Genomic DNA, 16,228 nt, shown 5'->3' with positions numbered 1-16,228 from the left:
AGGGAAGCGGCTCGGCCCCGCCCGCGGAAAGCGTCCACCTGTAGCGCAAATCTAACCGTACTGTTTTTACTTTATTATTTTGTTTTTATAGTAGATTCTGCTAAACTTACCTCAGGTTAAGAATAAGGGGTATGGTAGATGAAAAAAAGGGAACGGGCTCGTAAGGACGGAAACGTAGTGTTTTTTCCCAATTTAGAAAAGAGGCTTTTCGAAAAAGGGTTAGACTTTATTCAAAAAAAGCAATTTAGAGAAGCATTACCATATTTTGAGGAAGCAAAAGAACATGATCCGGAAAACAGTGATATTTGGTTTGCCTTAGTTCTAGCTTATTACGAATCCGGTGCTTATGAAAAAGCAAAAGAATATACAGAAGAAATGCTAAGGGTAGGAATTGGAGAGTATTTTCAAACGGTTGATATGCTTATTATGGTTCTTGTTCAGCTACAAGAATACAACCGTGTCGTACATACCATAGAGGTGCTGTTAGAGGAGCATGAAGTTCCAGTTGAGAAATACGAGCACTTTAAACGACTGCTGGATTTTAGTAGAAGAATGGTTGATGCAGTAGAGGAAGAACAGCCGATAGAACCTGAATATGAAAAGGAAATCAGGCGAGTCGCTCCCCAATCGCTAAATTTATTCGATCCAAAGGACGAGAGGGAGCTATTGTTACAAGTGGCTAACCTTGCGCATCAAAATATTCAACCTGTCTTAGAGGAAATACGTAGCTACCTGCAGTCTAGTGTAGGCCAACCTTTTATTAAAACGATGCTCTTACATGTACTTAAAGAACATCAATATCATGAGCAAGTAACGGTGACTAAGCTAAGCTCTTCAATGGAGGTAACCCCTAAGGAGCTTTACGATTTGAGGGATCATCAACAAAAAATAGATGCCTCAAAGATTTTAGCGGAACAACTTGAACAAGAGAATCCCACGTTACTAGAACAAGCCGTTAGTTTAATAGATCGTCATCTCTTTATATTGTATCCATTTCATTACCCTACGAGTGATATGAGAACACTTGCTGCCGCTTATCATATATTAGTTTTGATGTTTTTCGCACAGGACTATTCGATTGAGGAAATGAGTGATGTTTATCAATCATCTGAACAAGAGATTGAAACATTATTACGGTATATACAAGAAATTGAAGAATTTTCTTATCCTATTATTTAGTCTAGGATGTTGAAACGAATGCAACCTATGTTATAATGTAGTGGTTGTAATAACTGTATATTAAAAACAAGCTTACATATTCATCTAAATTAGTAACGAATGAAAATGTAAATAGATTTTGGAGGGAAAGTTCGTATGTCTGTGAAGTTTGAAAAACTAGAAGGGAACCAAGGGGTTCTTACAGTTGAAGTAGATGCAGCAAAAGTTAATGAAGGATTAGACGCTGCATTCAAAAAAGTAGTAACAAAGGTAAATGTACCTGGTTTCCGTAAAGGGAAAATGCCTCGTGCAATGTTTGAAAAGCGTTTTGGAGTTGAGTCTTTATATCAAGATGCAATTGATATTCTTCTTCCAGAAGCTTATGCAAACGCAATTGAAGAATCTGGTATTGATCCAGTTGATCGTCCTGAAATCGATGTAGAGCAAATTGAAAAAGGCAAAAGTTTTATCTTTAAGGCAACTGTTACAGTTAAGCCTGAAGTAAAGCTTGGTGAGTACAAAGGACTTGAAGTAGAAAAAGTTGAAACAGAAGTTACTGACGAAGACGTTGCTAATGAGTTAAAAACTCTTCAAGAGCGTCAAGCTGAGCTTGTAGTAAAAGAAGAAGGCAAAGCTGAAAATGGAGATACAGTAGTAATGGACTTTGAAGGATTCGTTGATGGTGAAGCTTTTGAAGGTGGAAAAGCTGAGAACTACTCACTTGAGTTAGGTTCAGGTCAATTTATTCCTGGTTTCGAAGAACAATTAGTTGGTCTAGCTGCTGGAGAAGAAAAAGATGTAGAAGTTTCTTTCCCAGAAGAATACCATGCTACTGAGCTAGCTGGTAAGCCTGCAGTATTCAAAGTGAAAATTCATGAAGTAAAAGGAAAAGAACTTCCTGAGCTTGATGACGAGTTCGCAAAAGATGTGGATGAAGAAGTTGAAACACTTGATGCGTTAAAAGAAAAGATTAAGAATCGTTTAGTAGATTCTAAAAAGCATGAAGCAGAGCATCACGTACGTGATACGGTTGTTGACAAGGCAGCTGCAAATGCTGAGATTGACCTTCCAGCTGTAATGATCGATACGGAAGTTGATCGCATGATGCAAGAATTCGAACAACGTTTACAAATGCAAGGTATGAACCTTGAATTATACTTCCAGTTCTCAGGCCAAGATGAAAATGCTCTACGTGAGCAAATGAAAGAAGAAGGCGAAAAGCGTGTACGTGTTAGCCTAACTCTTGAAGCAATCGCAGCTGCAGAAAATCTTGAAGTTTCTGAAGAAGACGTTGATGCAGAATTAAATAAAATGGCTGAAATGTATAATATGACTGTTGATAACATTAAAGCTGCTTTAGGTAATGTAGATGGAATTAAGGGTGACCTTAAAGTAAGAAAAGCTGTTGAATTCTTAGTTGAAAACAGCAAAACGGTTTAAAATATATCATAAAAAATGAACAAGGCGCGATTGAATCGTGCCTTGTTTTATACAATTTACATACTTATAAAATCAATTAGAATGACATATACATAACTAATACTGAAATAGAAGTTTTTAAAGATTTAGTAAAAACTTCCGATTTAACTTTAGAATTTATGGTTAAGATTAACTAGTACATATTTATTTACTTTTGCAGATATGAAAATGTTTTCCTTTTCAAGAGTTATCATTTCCTGTCCACCTAGTAAATGTGATACAATGCAATACATAACTATTGATAACAATTGAATAAAGAATATTGTACGTAAAGATAAAAACAATTATATCTGCAGCAATTTATGTGTTTTAGACGCTTTTCAAGGGGTGAAGAAATTGTTTAAATTTAATGATGAAAAAGGACAATTAAAGTGTTCCTTCTGTGGTAAAACACAAGACCAAGTTCGAAAACTAGTTGCAGGTCCAGGTGTGTATATATGTGACGAGTGTATCGAGTTATGTACTGAAATTGTCGAAGAAGAACTTGGAACCGAAGAAGAAGTAGAATTTAAGGATGTTCCGAAGCCAAAGGAAATCCGCGAAATTTTAGATGAGTACGTAATTGGTCAGGATCAAGCAAAGAAGAACCTATCGGTTGCTGTTTATAATCATTATAAGCGTATCAATTCAAACAGCAAAATTGATGAAGTTGAGCTTTCAAAAAGTAATATTGCAATGATCGGACCTACAGGTAGTGGAAAAACGCTTCTTGCACAAACATTAGCAAGAATTTTAAATGTTCCTTTCGCTATTGCTGATGCAACATCACTTACTGAAGCTGGTTACGTAGGTGAAGATGTTGAAAATATCCTACTAAAGCTTATTCAATCAGCTGACTATGATGTTGAAAAGGCTGAAAAAGGAATTATCTATATTGATGAAATTGATAAAATTGCTCGCAAATCTGAAAATCCATCAATTACTAGAGATGTATCTGGTGAAGGAGTTCAGCAAGCTCTACTAAAAATCCTTGAAGGAACGGTAGCAAGTGTACCACCTCAAGGCGGTAGAAAGCATCCGCATCAAGAGTTCATACAAATTGATACTACAAACATTTTATTTATTTGTGGTGGAGCATTTGATGGTATCGAACCAATTATTAAAAGACGTTTGGGTCAAAAGGTAATCGGTTTTGGATCAGATGTGAAAAAGAAAGAAGTAGAAGATAAAGATCTACTTTCTAAGGTATTACCAGAAGACCTTTTACGCTTCGGATTAATTCCAGAATTTATTGGTCGTCTTCCAGTTATTGCGAGTCTATCACCGTTAGATGAAGACGCATTAATCGAAATCTTAACAAAGCCGAAAAATGCTCTCGTGAAACAATACCAAAAAATGCTTGAACTAGACGATGTAGAGCTAGACTTTGAAGAAGATGCTCTTAAGGAAATCGCGAAAAAAGCAATAGAGCGTAAAACGGGTGCTCGTGGACTTCGTTCTATCATTGAAGGAATTATGCTTGACGTAATGTTTGATCTTCCTTCAAGAGAAGATATTACCAAGTGTATCATTACGAAAGAAACCGTAGTTGATAACGGTGTACCGAAATTAATCCTTAAAGATGGAAGTATTCTTGAAGAAGAACGCAAAACATCTGCATAAAATATATTAGAACCGTAGCTAATGACTACGGTTCTTTTTTTGCTCTCAAAAGTAAAATCCATCAATCTTTGTTTATTCCCCTCTGCAGACGGAGATACTAGCTTATAACTACTACGAAAAGTGCAGGAGGGAATGCAATGAGTTGGACGGGTATTGCCTTATTTATTCAGTTGTTTTTTGGCATCGTTATTGGACTCTATTTTTGGAACTTATTAAGAAGTCAACGGACACAAAAGGTGTCCATTGATAGGGAATCAAAAAAAGAAATGGACCAATTAAGAAAAATGAGATCCATTTCATTAACCGAGCCACTTTCAGAGCGTGTGAGACCGAGTACTTTTGATGATATTGTTGGTCAAGAAGACGGAATCAAATCGTTAAAAGCTGCACTATGTGGTCCGAATCCTCAACATGTGATCATTTATGGACCACCTGGAGTAGGAAAAACGGCAGCTGCTCGACTTGTTTTAGAGGAAGCAAAGAAAAATGCCAAATCTCCATTCCAATCTTCTTCTGTGTTTATTGAGTTAGATGCAACAACAGCTAGGTTTGATGAGAGAGGGATTGCAGATCCTCTTATCGGATCTGTCCATGACCCTATTTATCAAGGTGCAGGAGCAATGGGACAAGCTGGAATTCCGCAACCAAAGCAAGGTGCAGTAACAAATGCACATGGTGGTGTATTATTCATTGATGAAATCGGAGAACTTCATTCGATTCAAATGAACAAGCTTTTAAAAGTACTAGAGGATCGTAAAGTATTCTTAGAGAGTGCTTATTATAGTGAGGAGAATACGCAAATACCAACGCATATTCATGATATATTTAAAAATGGATTACCAGCAGATTTTCGTTTAATTGGTGCTACAACGAGAACACCAAGTGAGATTCCTCCAGCCATTCGCTCTAGATGTATGGAGGTGTTTTTCAGGGAGCTAAGTAGGGAAGAAATCTCTTCCATTGCAGAAAAGGCTGCTGAAAAAGTAAAGTTGAAAATTGGTGAAAAAGGTATAGAAACACTAGCATCTTATGCTAGAAATGGTCGAGAGGCAGTAAATATGATCCAAATATCTGCTGGTCTTGCGATTACTGAGGACAGAGATTTTATAAAGGATGAAGACATTGAGTGGGTGATTCAATCCAGTCAGTTAACACCAAGAATGGAACAAAAAATTATGTCCTCTTCTACCATTGGACTTGTAAATGGTTTAGCAGTGTATGGACCAAACTCTGGAGCATTGCTTGAAATTGAAGTAACGGTTATTCCTACAAAAGAAAAAGGTTCCATAAACATAACAGGCATAGTTGAGGAAGAAAGCATAGGTGGACAAGGAAAATCGATAAGAAGAAAAAGTATGGCAAAAGGTTCAATAGAGAATGTTATAACTGTACTTCGTTCGATGGGAGTCCCAGCTGATGAATTTGATATTCACGTCAACTTTCCAGGTGGTGTTCCGATTGATGGACCATCTGCAGGGATTGCGATGGCAACAGGTATTTATTCAGCTATATACAAACACCCAATTGACCATACGGTTGCTATGACGGGTGAAATTAGTATTCATGGAAATGTAAAGCCAATTGGCGGAGTATATCCAAAGGTAAAAGCTGCGAAAAAGGCTGGAGCTAGTAAAGTAATTATTCCTAAAGAGAATATCCAATCGATGCTTTACGAGATTAAGGATATTGAGATCATCCCAGTGAGCCATTTGTCTGAGGTGTTCGAACATGCACTATTAAAGGAATATGCAAATGAAGAAGTAATCACAGCATCCATGCAAATATCGAAAAAAGAAAGTATTTAGTCGAATGAAAAATATAACTTCGGTTTGCAGTTTTGAGGAGCCGGAGTTTTTTGTTGGAAGCCACGCTTTCACTATGGGATTATGATTATTGCTTGTAATTAGACACTACAGGTTAAATACGATAGAATTGTACAAAGAATTCCTTTATTAAAGAGGGAAAGTTGCATTTGGAGGTGCAAGGTAATGGCGAAAAAGACAGAAATCATTGTCCCCCTCCTGCCACTTCGAGGTTTACTTGTTTATCCGACAATGGTTTTACACTTGGATGTCGGAAGAGAAAAATCAGTTCAAGCTCTCGAGAAGGCAATGGTAGATGACAGTTTAATCTTTTTAACAACACAGAAGGAGGTTTCGATTGACGAACCTCTTGAAGATGACTTGTATAAGATGGGAACCCTTACGAAAGTCAAGCAAATGCTCAAGCTTCCAAACGGTACGATACGAGTACTTGTTGAAGGCTTAAAGCGAGCAGAGATTGTTACTTTTTTTGAAGAAGACGATCACTATTCTGTTGAAATAAAAACATACGAAGACCCAGTTGAAAAAGATGCGGAATCACAAGCATTAATGCGAACGATGCTTGATTATTTTGAGCAGTACATAAAGATGTCTAAGAAAATCTCGGCAGAAACCTTCTCAACTGTTACGGATATTGAGGAACCGGGTAGAATGGCTGACATCGTTTCTTCACATCTCCCTTTAAAACTAAAGGAAAAGCAGGAGATTCTAGAAACACTCGATGTGAAGGAAAGAATTCAGAAAATCGTAGACATCATTCACAATGAAAAAGAAGTATTAAACCTAGAGAAAAAAATTGGCCAAAGAGTAAAAAAATCTATGGAGCGTACACAAAAGGAATATTATTTGCGCGAACAGATGAAGGCCATTCAAAAAGAGCTAGGTGATAAAGAAGGTAAGACGGGAGAAGTTAGTGATCTTACTGAAAAAATCGAACAAGCTGGGATGCCAGAGCATGTAAAAGAAACAGCCATGAAGGAGCTAGAAAGATATGAAAAAGTTCCTTCGAGCTCTGCAGAAAGTGCTGTTATCCGTAACTATATTGAATGGCTTTTGGCGATTCCTTGGTCAAAGGCAACGGAAGATGACCTAGATATTCATAAGGCGGAAAAAGTATTAAATAATGACCACTACGGCCTCGAGAAAGTGAAGGAAAGGGTTCTAGAGTACTTAGCTGTTCAGCAAATGACTAACTCATTGAAAGGGCCTATTCTTTGTTTGGCTGGGCCTCCAGGCGTTGGTAAAACAAGCTTAGCCCGTTCGATTGCGACGTCATTAAATAGAAATTTTGTGAGAATTTCTCTTGGAGGAGTAAGAGATGAGTCTGAAATTAGAGGTCACAGACGTACGTATGTAGGGGCAATGCCTGGTAGAATCATCCAGGGTATGAAAAAAGCAGGAACGATCAACCCTGTCTTCCTACTCGATGAAATCGATAAGATGTCAAGTGATTTCCGTGGTGATCCATCAGCCGCCATGCTTGAGGTACTTGATCCAGAACAGAATCATAGCTTCAGTGATCACTATATCGAGGAAACATATGACTTGTCTAAAGTAATGTTTATTGCTACTGCGAATAATTTGGCAACCATTCCTGGTCCGCTTAGAGATCGGATGGAAATTATTACGATTGCTGGGTATACAGAGCTTGAGAAGATTCATATCGCAAAGGATCACTTGCTACCCAAACAAACAAAGGAGCATGGTTTAACGAAAGCTCAGTTACAAATTCGAGAAGATGGCATTCAAAAAATCGTTCGTTATTACACAAGAGAAGCTGGTGTAAGAAGTCTAGAACGACAGTTGGCGACCATTTGTAGAAAAACAGCTAAGATTATCGTTTCTGGTGAAAAGAAAAAAGTCATCGTTTCTGAAAAAAATGTAGACGAATTTTTAGGAAAGCCAACCTTCCGCTATGGACAAGCAGAACTTGAGGATCAAGTAGGCGTGGCAACTGGTCTTGCTTATACTACAGTGGGTGGAGATACCCTTCAAATTGAAGTGTCGTTGTCTCCGGGAAAAGGTAAACTCATACTAACAGGGAAGCTTGGCGATGTGATGAAGGAGTCTGCCCAAGCAGCATTTAGTTATATTCGTTCAAAAGCAGAAGAACTTGGTATTGATCCAGACTTTCATGAGAAAAATGATATCCATATCCATGTTCCAGAAGGAGCGGTTCCGAAGGATGGACCTTCTGCAGGAATTACAATGGCAACGGCATTGGTCTCAGCTCTCACAGGGCGTGCCATCCGTAAAGAAGTGGGTATGACAGGTGAAATTACATTGCGTGGTCGAGTACTACCAATTGGGGGCTTAAAGGAGAAATCTTTAAGTGCTCATCGAGCGGGATTAACTAAAATCATTTGTCCAAAGGATAATGAAAGAGATATTGATGATATTCCTGAAAGTGTTCGTGAAGAATTACAGTTTGTTCTCGTGTCACATCTTGATCAAGTGTTAGAGCATGCTTTGACTGGCGGTGCCAATAGATGAAAGTAACAAGCTCTGAAATCGTCATTAGTGCAGTTAAGCCAGATCAGTACCCAGTTGAACCAATTCCTGAATTTGCCTTAGCTGGTCGCTCCAATGTAGGGAAATCATCATTTATTAACAAAATGCTCAACCGAAAAGGATTAGCAAGAATATCTTCAAAGCCTGGTAAAACACAAACACTGAACTTTTATATCGTTAATGAAGTCCTCCATTTTGTAGATGTACCAGGATATGGCTATGCAAAGGTTTCAAAAAAGGAACGGGAAGCATGGGGGAAAATGCTTGAAACGTATTTAACGATGAGAGAGCAGCTTAAGGCCGTGTTATTAATCGTTGATTTACGTCACCCTCCAACGGCAGATGATATCATGATGTATGATTTCTTAAAGCATTACGAAATCCCATGTATCGTAATTGCCACAAAGGCTGATAAAATTTCTAAAACAAAAAGAGCACAGCATTTGAAAATCACAAAAGAAAAGCTCGAATTACACCCGCATGATACGATTATTCAGTTTTCTTCTGAAACAGGAGAAGGAAAAGATAAAGCGTGGGCAACCATTGAAAGTTATATGTAGAGTAAAACCGTCAGAACAAAGTGTCTGACGGTTTTTTATGGTAGTTATTTTTTTCGGATAAAGAGTAAGTAAAAGCCAATTATCACCAACACTACCGGCCAAGACTTCCAAGCAATCGATACCGTGTTTTCGAGGATACCAAGCCATGCGGTGATTTTATCGTAAAATAACAGCAATAACGCGAGTACAAGGAATAATATCCCTTGAAAGAGTCCAGATCGGACCTTCTGGTAACGTAGTAAGAATCCAAGGGCAATAATGAGGATAAACGTTCCAATATGATTGGGCCATAATTGTAAATGGTTGATGATATGGAAATGAAGACCAAAGCCTGTAAGAATGACACCTGGCAGGATGGCTTCGTAATCCTTTCCCCCATACCCTTGGGAGAGAAAGGAGATTCCAACGATTACTAGCAATGTTGGCCATGTGTAAAACTGTTGGAAAAGAGCGATGTTCGCCTGTTGTAAAAAGAAATAAACACCAAAACCAATAAGGATGATTCCAGGAAAGATTCGTTGATTTTTCATTAGCACCACTTCCAGTAAGGATTACTTGATAATCATTCTAATTTTTGTTACTGTACATATGGAGGCTTGTCGTAATATGACGAGCAAGCAAGGTTTACCAATTAATTATAATAGCATATTTGCATCACAGTTGATTAGTTTTTGTTCACATTTTATTCAAATATGGTCATATTTCATTTTAATCTACAAAAATGGAACATGGTATAATTACTACTATCAAACATGTAAATATTCTGGGGGGTGTATTTTCTATATGCATATATTAGTGATAGGTCTTAATTATAAAACTGCCCCTGTTGAAATTCGTGAGCGTTTGACATTTAACCCTACGCAGTTAGGGGAAGCAATGAACGCTCTTAAAGAAAAAAAGAGTGTGTTAGAGAATGTAATTGTCTCTACTTGTAACCGAACAGAAATCTATGCGGTTGTTGATCAACTACACACTGGTAGATATTATATAAAAGAATTTCTTTCAGAATGGTTTTCGATTGAGCAAAGCGAATTTTCACCATATTTATTTATATACGAACATGACGGTGCTATGGAACACTTATTTAGTGTAACATGCGGTTTGAACTCAATGGTATTAGGCGAGACACAAATTCTTGGTCAAGTTCGTACAAGCTTTTTATTAGCTCAGGAAAATGCAGCAGTTGGTACGGTGTTTAACCAGCTTTTCAAGCAAGCAGTAACCTTAGCTAAAAAAGCACATTCAGAGACAGATATTGGTGCGAATGCGGTATCGGTAAGTTATGCAGCGGTCGAACTAGCGAAGAAAATCTTTGGTACCTTAAATAAAAAGCATGTGTTAATTCTTGGTGCAGGTAAGATGGGGGAACTTGCCATACAGCATCTACATGCAAATGGAGCAAGCAAGGTAACTGTTATTAATCGCACCTATGAAAAGGCTCAGAATTTAGCTGAACGTTTCGAAGGTGAAGCTAAAACACTCGAAGAGCTTCAGTGTTCTTTAATTGATGCAGATATTTTAATAAGTTCAACAGGTGCAAAAGAATTTGTTATTACAAAGGGTATGATGACTCAAGTTGAAAAGATGCGTAAAGGAAAGCCTTTATTCATGGTTGATATTGCGGTTCCACGTGACTTGGACCCAGCATTAGCTGAGCTTGAGAGTGTCTTCTTATATGATATAGATGATTTGGAGGGAATCGTTGAAGCGAACCTTCAAGAACGAAAACGTGCAGCTGCACAAATTATGATGATGATTGAAGAAGAAATCGTTGACTTTAAACAATGGCTAAATTTACTAGGGGTTGTCCCTATTATTTCTGCTTTACGTGAAAAAGCACTTACGATTCAGTCCGGGACAATGGAAAGCTTAGAACGAAAGCTTCCTCATTTGTCTGAACGTGATTTTAAAGTATTAAATAAACATACGAAAAGTATTATTAATCAAATGCTAAAGGACCCAATCCTTCAAGCAAAGGAATTAGCCGCTCGAAAAGATTCAGAACAAGCGTTAGATTTGTTTGTGAAAATCTTTAACATTGATGAACTTGTAAAAGAGCAACAAGTTCTGAGAGAAGCGGAGTCAAATCGAGTGGTTGTAACAAACCCACAGCCTTCCTTTCAATCATAAAAGAGGAGAAGCGAATGTTTGACTACTATATGACGAGGCTACATGAGCTAACCGTTGTCCTGTATGCTTTCTGCGTGCTCTTATATTTTATTGATTTCTTACACCATAACCGGAAGGCAAATCGTGTTGCCTTCTGGTTACTTGCATTTGTATGGTTACTGCAAACGATGTTTTTATTTTTGTATATGTTAAAAACCGGCCGTTTCCCGGTACTTACCATATTTGAAGGGCTCTATTTTTATGCATGGGTGTTAATTACTTTATCATTAGGAATCAATCGGTTACTTCGTGTTGATTTCATTGTGTTTTTTACAAATGTTTTAGGGTTTATTATTCTAGCTATCCATACGTTTGCACCAGTGCAATTTGAATCTCATGTGATGGCCGAGCAGCTCATCTCAGAGCTTTTGTTGATTCATATAACACTTGCGATTCTTTCTTATGGAGCTTTTTCCCTTTCTTTTGTTTTCTCTTTTCTTTATTTGATTCAGTACAACTTACTAAAGAAAAAGAAGTGGGGAGCTAGGCTGTTAAGAATTACGGATTTATCTAAACTTGAGCATATGTCATATGTTTTAAATGTCATTGGTGTGCCTATGCTAATGCTAGCAGTCATATTAGGGATTCAATGGGCATACTTAAAAATTCCTGAGATGTTTTGGTTAGATGCAAAGGTCATTGGCTCTTTCGGTGTACTGATTGCATACAGCATTTATTTGTACTTACGTGTTAGTAAGGAGCTGTACGGAAGGTCATTGGCTCTTTGGAATATTGCTTCATTCTTAATTGTTTTGATCAATTTCTTTTTAATAGGCAACTTATCATCCTTCCACTTTTGGTACACTTAAGGATACATACATAGGAGGTTTACATGCGGAAAATTATAGTTGGCTCCAGACGAAGTAAGCTTGCACTTACACAAACCAACTGGGTCATTGACCAGTTGAAGAAATTAGACCCATCCTTTGAATTTGAGGTAAAAGAGATTGTTACGAAGGGGGACAAAATCCTTGATGTAACTTTATCTAAAGTTGGTGGAAAAGGGTTATTTGTTAAGGAAATTGAGCAGGCAATGCTTGATGAGGAAATAGATATGGCGGTACATAGTATGAAAGACATGCCAGCTGTCCTGCCTGAAGGCTTAGTGATTGGTTGTATTCCATTTCGTGAGGATCATCGAGATGCACTAATCTCTAAAAATCACACGCCTATTAATGAATTAAAGCCTGGTTCTGTTGTTGGCACAAGCAGTCTTCGTCGCAGTGCACAGCTGCTTGCAATTAGACCAGACCTTGAAATAAAGTGGATACGGGGAAATATTGATACACGATTAGCCAAATTAGAAACGGGAGAATATGACGCAATCATACTAGCTGCTGCTGGCCTTTCCAGAATGGGGTGGGCAAGTGAGGTAGTATCAGAGTTTATTGATGATGAAGTATGTATCCCAGCAGTTGGTCAAGGTGCATTATCGATAGAATGCCGAGAAAGTGATGAACAGCTACTTAACTTATTATCTCGTTTTACTTGTGTGAAAACCAAACAAGCAGTGACAGCCGAGAGAGCGTTTCTTCAAAAGATGGAAGGCGGCTGTCAGGTTCCGATTGCAGGATATGCAAAAGTTGAAGAGAACGGTGATATCTCTCTTACAGGGCTTGTCGCAACTCCAGATGGAAAAACTATCTTAAAGGAATCAGCAAGTGGACAAGATCCTGAAAAGCTAGGGGAGCAAGTGGCAGATGCCCTGATTTCTAACGGAGGAAAAGCATTAATTGACGCGGTGAAAGTGGAGCTTGATAGTGAATGAGTGATGACTACTCTCTCAATGGAATGAAGGTTCTTGTTCCTCGAGGAAAAAAGCATGCAAAACCATTTTCAGATCTAGTCAAGAAATATGGGGGGATTCCAGTGGAAATCCCTCTTATTTCCTTTCGACCAGTTGCTTCACCCAATCTGGCTATCCTCCTGCATAAAAAACTACATAAATATGATTGGATTATTTTTACTAGTAATGTGACTGTAGAAACATTCTTTTCTTTTGACATCAACCCGACCGTACTCGATCACATACAGATTGCTGCTATTGGTGAAAAAACGGAGGAAGCCTTAGTAAGAAAAGGGGTAACAGTTGACTTTAAGCCAAAAGAATATGTAGCTGAAGCATTTGTAGAAGAATTCTCTCCGTATATTAGCGAAGGGACGAATGTTCTAATTCCTAAAGGAAACTTAGCTAGAGAACTTATTTCTACTACCCTTGAAAAAAAGGGAGCCCATGTGGATGAGCTAGTCATTTATGAAACGTTTTTTCCTGACAGCAGTTGGGACGCATTAGTGAAGGCGCTAACAGAAAAGCAGCTAGATATCATAAGTTTTACTAGTCCTTCGACAGTTGATCATTTTATGGCTGTTGTGAAAGAAATGAATTTATTATCGACTATTGATCATTGCCTGTTCATGTGTATCGGGCCTGTTACTCTTCAACGGGCTAATGCTCTAGGTTTACATGTGGACGCCATGCCAGATACATACACAATTGATCATATGCTACAAAGTATTATGAAAATAATAGGAAAGAGGGAGAACAAATGAATCAATCATTTTCTCGTCACCGTCGTTTACGATCTTCAGCAACATTACGCACAATGGTTCGTGAAAACCACTTACACCTTGAAGATTTGGTATATCCAATTTTTGTAGTAGAAGGTGAAAATATAAAAAATGCTATCCAATCGATGCCAGGAGTTTTTCAACTGTCATTGGATCAATTAAAAATTGAAATGGATGAAGTAGTAGCACTTGGGATTACATCCGTCCTTTTATTTGGAATCCCAAATGAAAAAGATGAGTGCGGTACGGGTGCTTTCCATGATCATGGAATTGTACAGGAAGCGACTCGAGTCATAAAAGAACAGTATCCTGATATCGTTGTTATTGCGGACACATGCTTATGTGAATACACTAGTCATGGTCACTGTGGAGTGATCGAAGGTGGTAAAGTATTAAATGATCCATCACTGAAATTATTAGCGGATACAGCAGTTAGCCAAGCAAAAGCAGGAGCCGATATTATAGCTCCTTCAAATATGATGGACGGATTTGTTGCGGCAATAAGAGCAGGCTTAGATGAGGCAGGCTTTGAGGATATCCCTATTATGTCTTACGCTGTGAAATATGCTTCTTCTTTTTATGGACCATTTCGTGAAGCGGCTGAGAGTACACCTCAATTTGGAGACCGTAAAACTTATCAAATGGATCCAGCCAATCGTATGGAAGGCTTAAGAGAAGCGAATTCAGATGTTCAGGAAGGAGCAGACTTCCTTATTGTGAAGCCTGGAATGCCATACTTGGATATTGTACGTGATATAAAAAATAATTTTCACCTGCCTGTTGTTGTCTATAATGTGAGTGGGGAGTATTCAATGGTTAAAGCTGCGGCTCAAAACGGGTGGATTGATGAAAAAAATATTGTAATGGAAATGCTAACCGGTATGAAAAGAGCAGGTGCTGACCTTATTATCACTTATCATGCCAAAGATGCTGCAAGATGGTTAAAAGAAAACTAATACTTGATGAAACGAGGGATACTTATGCGCTCTTATTCTAAATCTATTGAAGCTTTTGCTGAAGCAAAAACACTTATGCCTGGTGGAGTAAACAGTCCTGTTCGTGCGTTTAAATCGGTTAAAATGGATCCGATTTTTATGGAGAGAGGAAAAGGCTCGAAAATTTATGATATAGATGGAAACGAATATATTGACTATGTATTGTCATGGGGACCTTTAATCTTGGGGCATGCAAATGATCGTGTCGTTGAAGCGATTAAAAAGGTGGCCGAACTTGGTACAAGCTTTGGTGCGCCTAGTTTGATTGAAACGAAATTAGCTAAATTAGTAAAAGAAAGAGTGCCGTCTATTGAAATCGTTCGTATGGTTTCTTCTGGAACGGAAGCTACCATGAGTGCTTTGCGCTTAGCTCGTGGATATACAGGGAGAAATAAAATCTTAAAATTTGAAGGTTGTTACCATGGTCACGGTGATTCTCTGTTAATCAAAGCAGGATCTGGGGTGGCAACTTTAGGTCTTCCTGATAGCCCTGGTGTTCCAGAAGGGGTCGCAAAAAATACGATTACGGTTCCGTATAATGATTTGGAAAGTGTTCGCTATGCATTTGAGCAATTCGGCGATGATATTGCTGGAATCATAGTAGAGCCTGTTGCAGGAAATATGGGAGTTGTTTTACCTCAACCAGGGTTTTTAGAGGGGCTTAGAGATATTACTACCCAATATGGGGCACTTTTAATATTTGATGAAGTAATGACAGGGTTTAGGGTTGGATACAACTGTGCACAAGGATATTTTGGGATTACTCCAGATTTAACATGTCTTGGAAAAGTTATTGGTGGTGGGCTACCTGTTGGAGCCTACGGAGGAAGAGCGGAAATCATGGAGCAAATCGCACCAAGTGGTCCAATATACCAGGCTGGTACGCTTTCAGGTAATCCTCTTGCTATGACAGCAGGATTAGAGACACTAAGCCAGTTAACACCAGATCATTATGAGGAGTTTGCGCGTAAAGCAGAATTGCTTGAAGAGGGAATAAGAGCATCAGCAGAAAAACACGATATTCCTCACACCATCAACCGTGTGGGATCGATGGTCGGATTTTTCTTTACAAACGAAGCTGTTACAAATTACGAAAAAGCAAAAACTTCAAATCTTGATTATTTCGCTACTTATTATCAAGAAATGGCGAATCAGGGTGTATTCTTACCACCTTCTCAATTTGAAGGAATGTTCCTTTCAACAGCTCATAGTAACGAAGATATCGAAAAAACAATCGAAGCCATCGAAATTGCCTTTTCAAAGCTAAGATAATTACAAGGAAAGAGACTCTAATGGGTCTCTTTTTTTATGTAAACAGGCTCTTAGCGATTACTTTTATTCATAAAAATATTCACTAGTTCAT

General features: G+C 38.2%; 13 protein-coding genes. 12 read left to right on the top strand and 1 reads right to left on the bottom strand.

What is annotated here, in order from left to right:
- The first annotated feature begins 138 nt into the window (after positions 1-138).
- From ACGLXV_RS02025 to yihA, 6 genes are all read left to right on the top strand, one after another.
- On the top strand, positions 139-1,179 hold the full coding sequence (locus tag ACGLXV_RS02025) for a tetratricopeptide repeat protein (protein WP_391557295.1): 1,041 nt from the start codon (positions 139-141) through the stop codon (positions 1,177-1,179).
- Between the two features lie 135 nt (positions 1,180-1,314).
- The gene (gene tig, locus ACGLXV_RS02020) at positions 1,315-2,598 is read left to right on the top strand and encodes a trigger factor (RefSeq protein ID WP_391557294.1); all 1,284 of its coding nucleotides are present in this window, start codon (positions 1,315-1,317) and stop codon (positions 2,596-2,598) included.
- 375 nt (positions 2,599-2,973) lie between these two features.
- Positions 2,974-4,239 (top strand): ATP-dependent protease ATP-binding subunit ClpX, encoded by a 1,266-nt coding sequence (clpX, locus tag ACGLXV_RS02015; protein ID WP_391557293.1) that lies wholly within the window; start codon positions 2,974-2,976, stop codon positions 4,237-4,239.
- 137 nt (positions 4,240-4,376) lie between these two features.
- Positions 4,377-6,044 carry an ATP-dependent protease LonB gene (gene lonB / locus ACGLXV_RS02010; protein WP_119709295.1) on the top strand — a complete coding sequence of 556 codons (1,668 nt, stop codon included), beginning with the start codon at positions 4,377-4,379 and terminating at the stop codon, positions 6,042-6,044.
- A 183-nt stretch (positions 6,045-6,227) separates the two neighbouring features.
- Positions 6,228-8,555, top strand: a complete 2,328-nt coding sequence (gene lon / locus ACGLXV_RS02005; RefSeq protein ID WP_391557292.1) for an endopeptidase La — start codon at positions 6,228-6,230, stop codon at positions 8,553-8,555.
- Positions 8,552-9,133 (top strand): ribosome biogenesis GTP-binding protein YihA/YsxC, encoded by a 582-nt coding sequence (yihA, locus tag ACGLXV_RS02000; RefSeq protein ID WP_119709293.1) that lies wholly within the window; start codon positions 8,552-8,554, stop codon positions 9,131-9,133. Before lon ends, yihA begins: the two co-directional genes overlap by 4 nt.
- 44 nt (positions 9,134-9,177) lie before the next feature.
- Here the strand turns inward: yihA and ACGLXV_RS01995 are convergent, their stop codons facing one another.
- The gene (locus ACGLXV_RS01995) at positions 9,178-9,663 is read right to left on the bottom strand and encodes a LiaI-LiaF-like domain-containing protein (RefSeq protein ID WP_391557291.1); all 486 of its coding nucleotides are present in this window, start codon (positions 9,661-9,663) and stop codon (positions 9,178-9,180) included.
- A 253-nt stretch (positions 9,664-9,916) separates the two neighbouring features.
- Here ACGLXV_RS01995 and hemA point away from each other — a divergent pair, with 253 nt between their 5' ends.
- Genes hemA through hemL form a run of 6 tightly spaced genes read left to right on the top strand, consistent with a single transcriptional unit; the run spans position 9,917 to position 16,137 of the window.
- A complete protein-coding gene (hemA, locus tag ACGLXV_RS01990; protein WP_391557290.1) occupies positions 9,917-11,263 on the top strand; it encodes a glutamyl-tRNA reductase in 1,347 nt (448 codons plus the stop codon).
- A gap of 14 nt (positions 11,264-11,277) precedes the next feature.
- Positions 11,278-12,111: a cytochrome C assembly family protein gene (locus ACGLXV_RS01985; RefSeq protein ID WP_119709290.1), complete on the top strand. Its 834-nt coding sequence runs from the start codon at positions 11,278-11,280 to the stop codon at positions 12,109-12,111.
- Between the two features lie 23 nt (positions 12,112-12,134).
- Positions 12,135-13,070, top strand: a complete 936-nt coding sequence (hemC, locus tag ACGLXV_RS01980) for a hydroxymethylbilane synthase (RefSeq protein ID WP_391557289.1) — start codon at positions 12,135-12,137, stop codon at positions 13,068-13,070.
- A complete protein-coding gene (locus ACGLXV_RS01975) occupies positions 13,067-13,852 on the top strand; it encodes a uroporphyrinogen-III synthase (protein ID WP_391557288.1) in 786 nt (261 codons plus the stop codon). Before hemC ends, ACGLXV_RS01975 begins: the two co-directional genes overlap by 4 nt.
- The gene (gene hemB / locus ACGLXV_RS01970) at positions 13,849-14,826 is read left to right on the top strand and encodes a porphobilinogen synthase (RefSeq protein WP_119709287.1); all 978 of its coding nucleotides are present in this window, start codon (positions 13,849-13,851) and stop codon (positions 14,824-14,826) included. Before ACGLXV_RS01975 ends, hemB begins: the two co-directional genes overlap by 4 nt.
- A 24-nt stretch (positions 14,827-14,850) precedes the next feature.
- Positions 14,851-16,137 (top strand): glutamate-1-semialdehyde 2,1-aminomutase, encoded by a 1,287-nt coding sequence (hemL, locus tag ACGLXV_RS01965; protein WP_391557287.1) that lies wholly within the window; start codon positions 14,851-14,853, stop codon positions 16,135-16,137.
- Positions 16,138-16,228: the final 91 nt, after the last annotated feature.

Origin of the sequence: Robertmurraya sp. (assembly GCF_036676585.1) — a bacterium.
GTDB lineage: Bacteria > Bacillota > Bacilli > Bacillales > Cytobacillaceae > Robertmurraya_A.
This window is presented reverse-complemented; position numbering and strand designations above follow the sequence as displayed.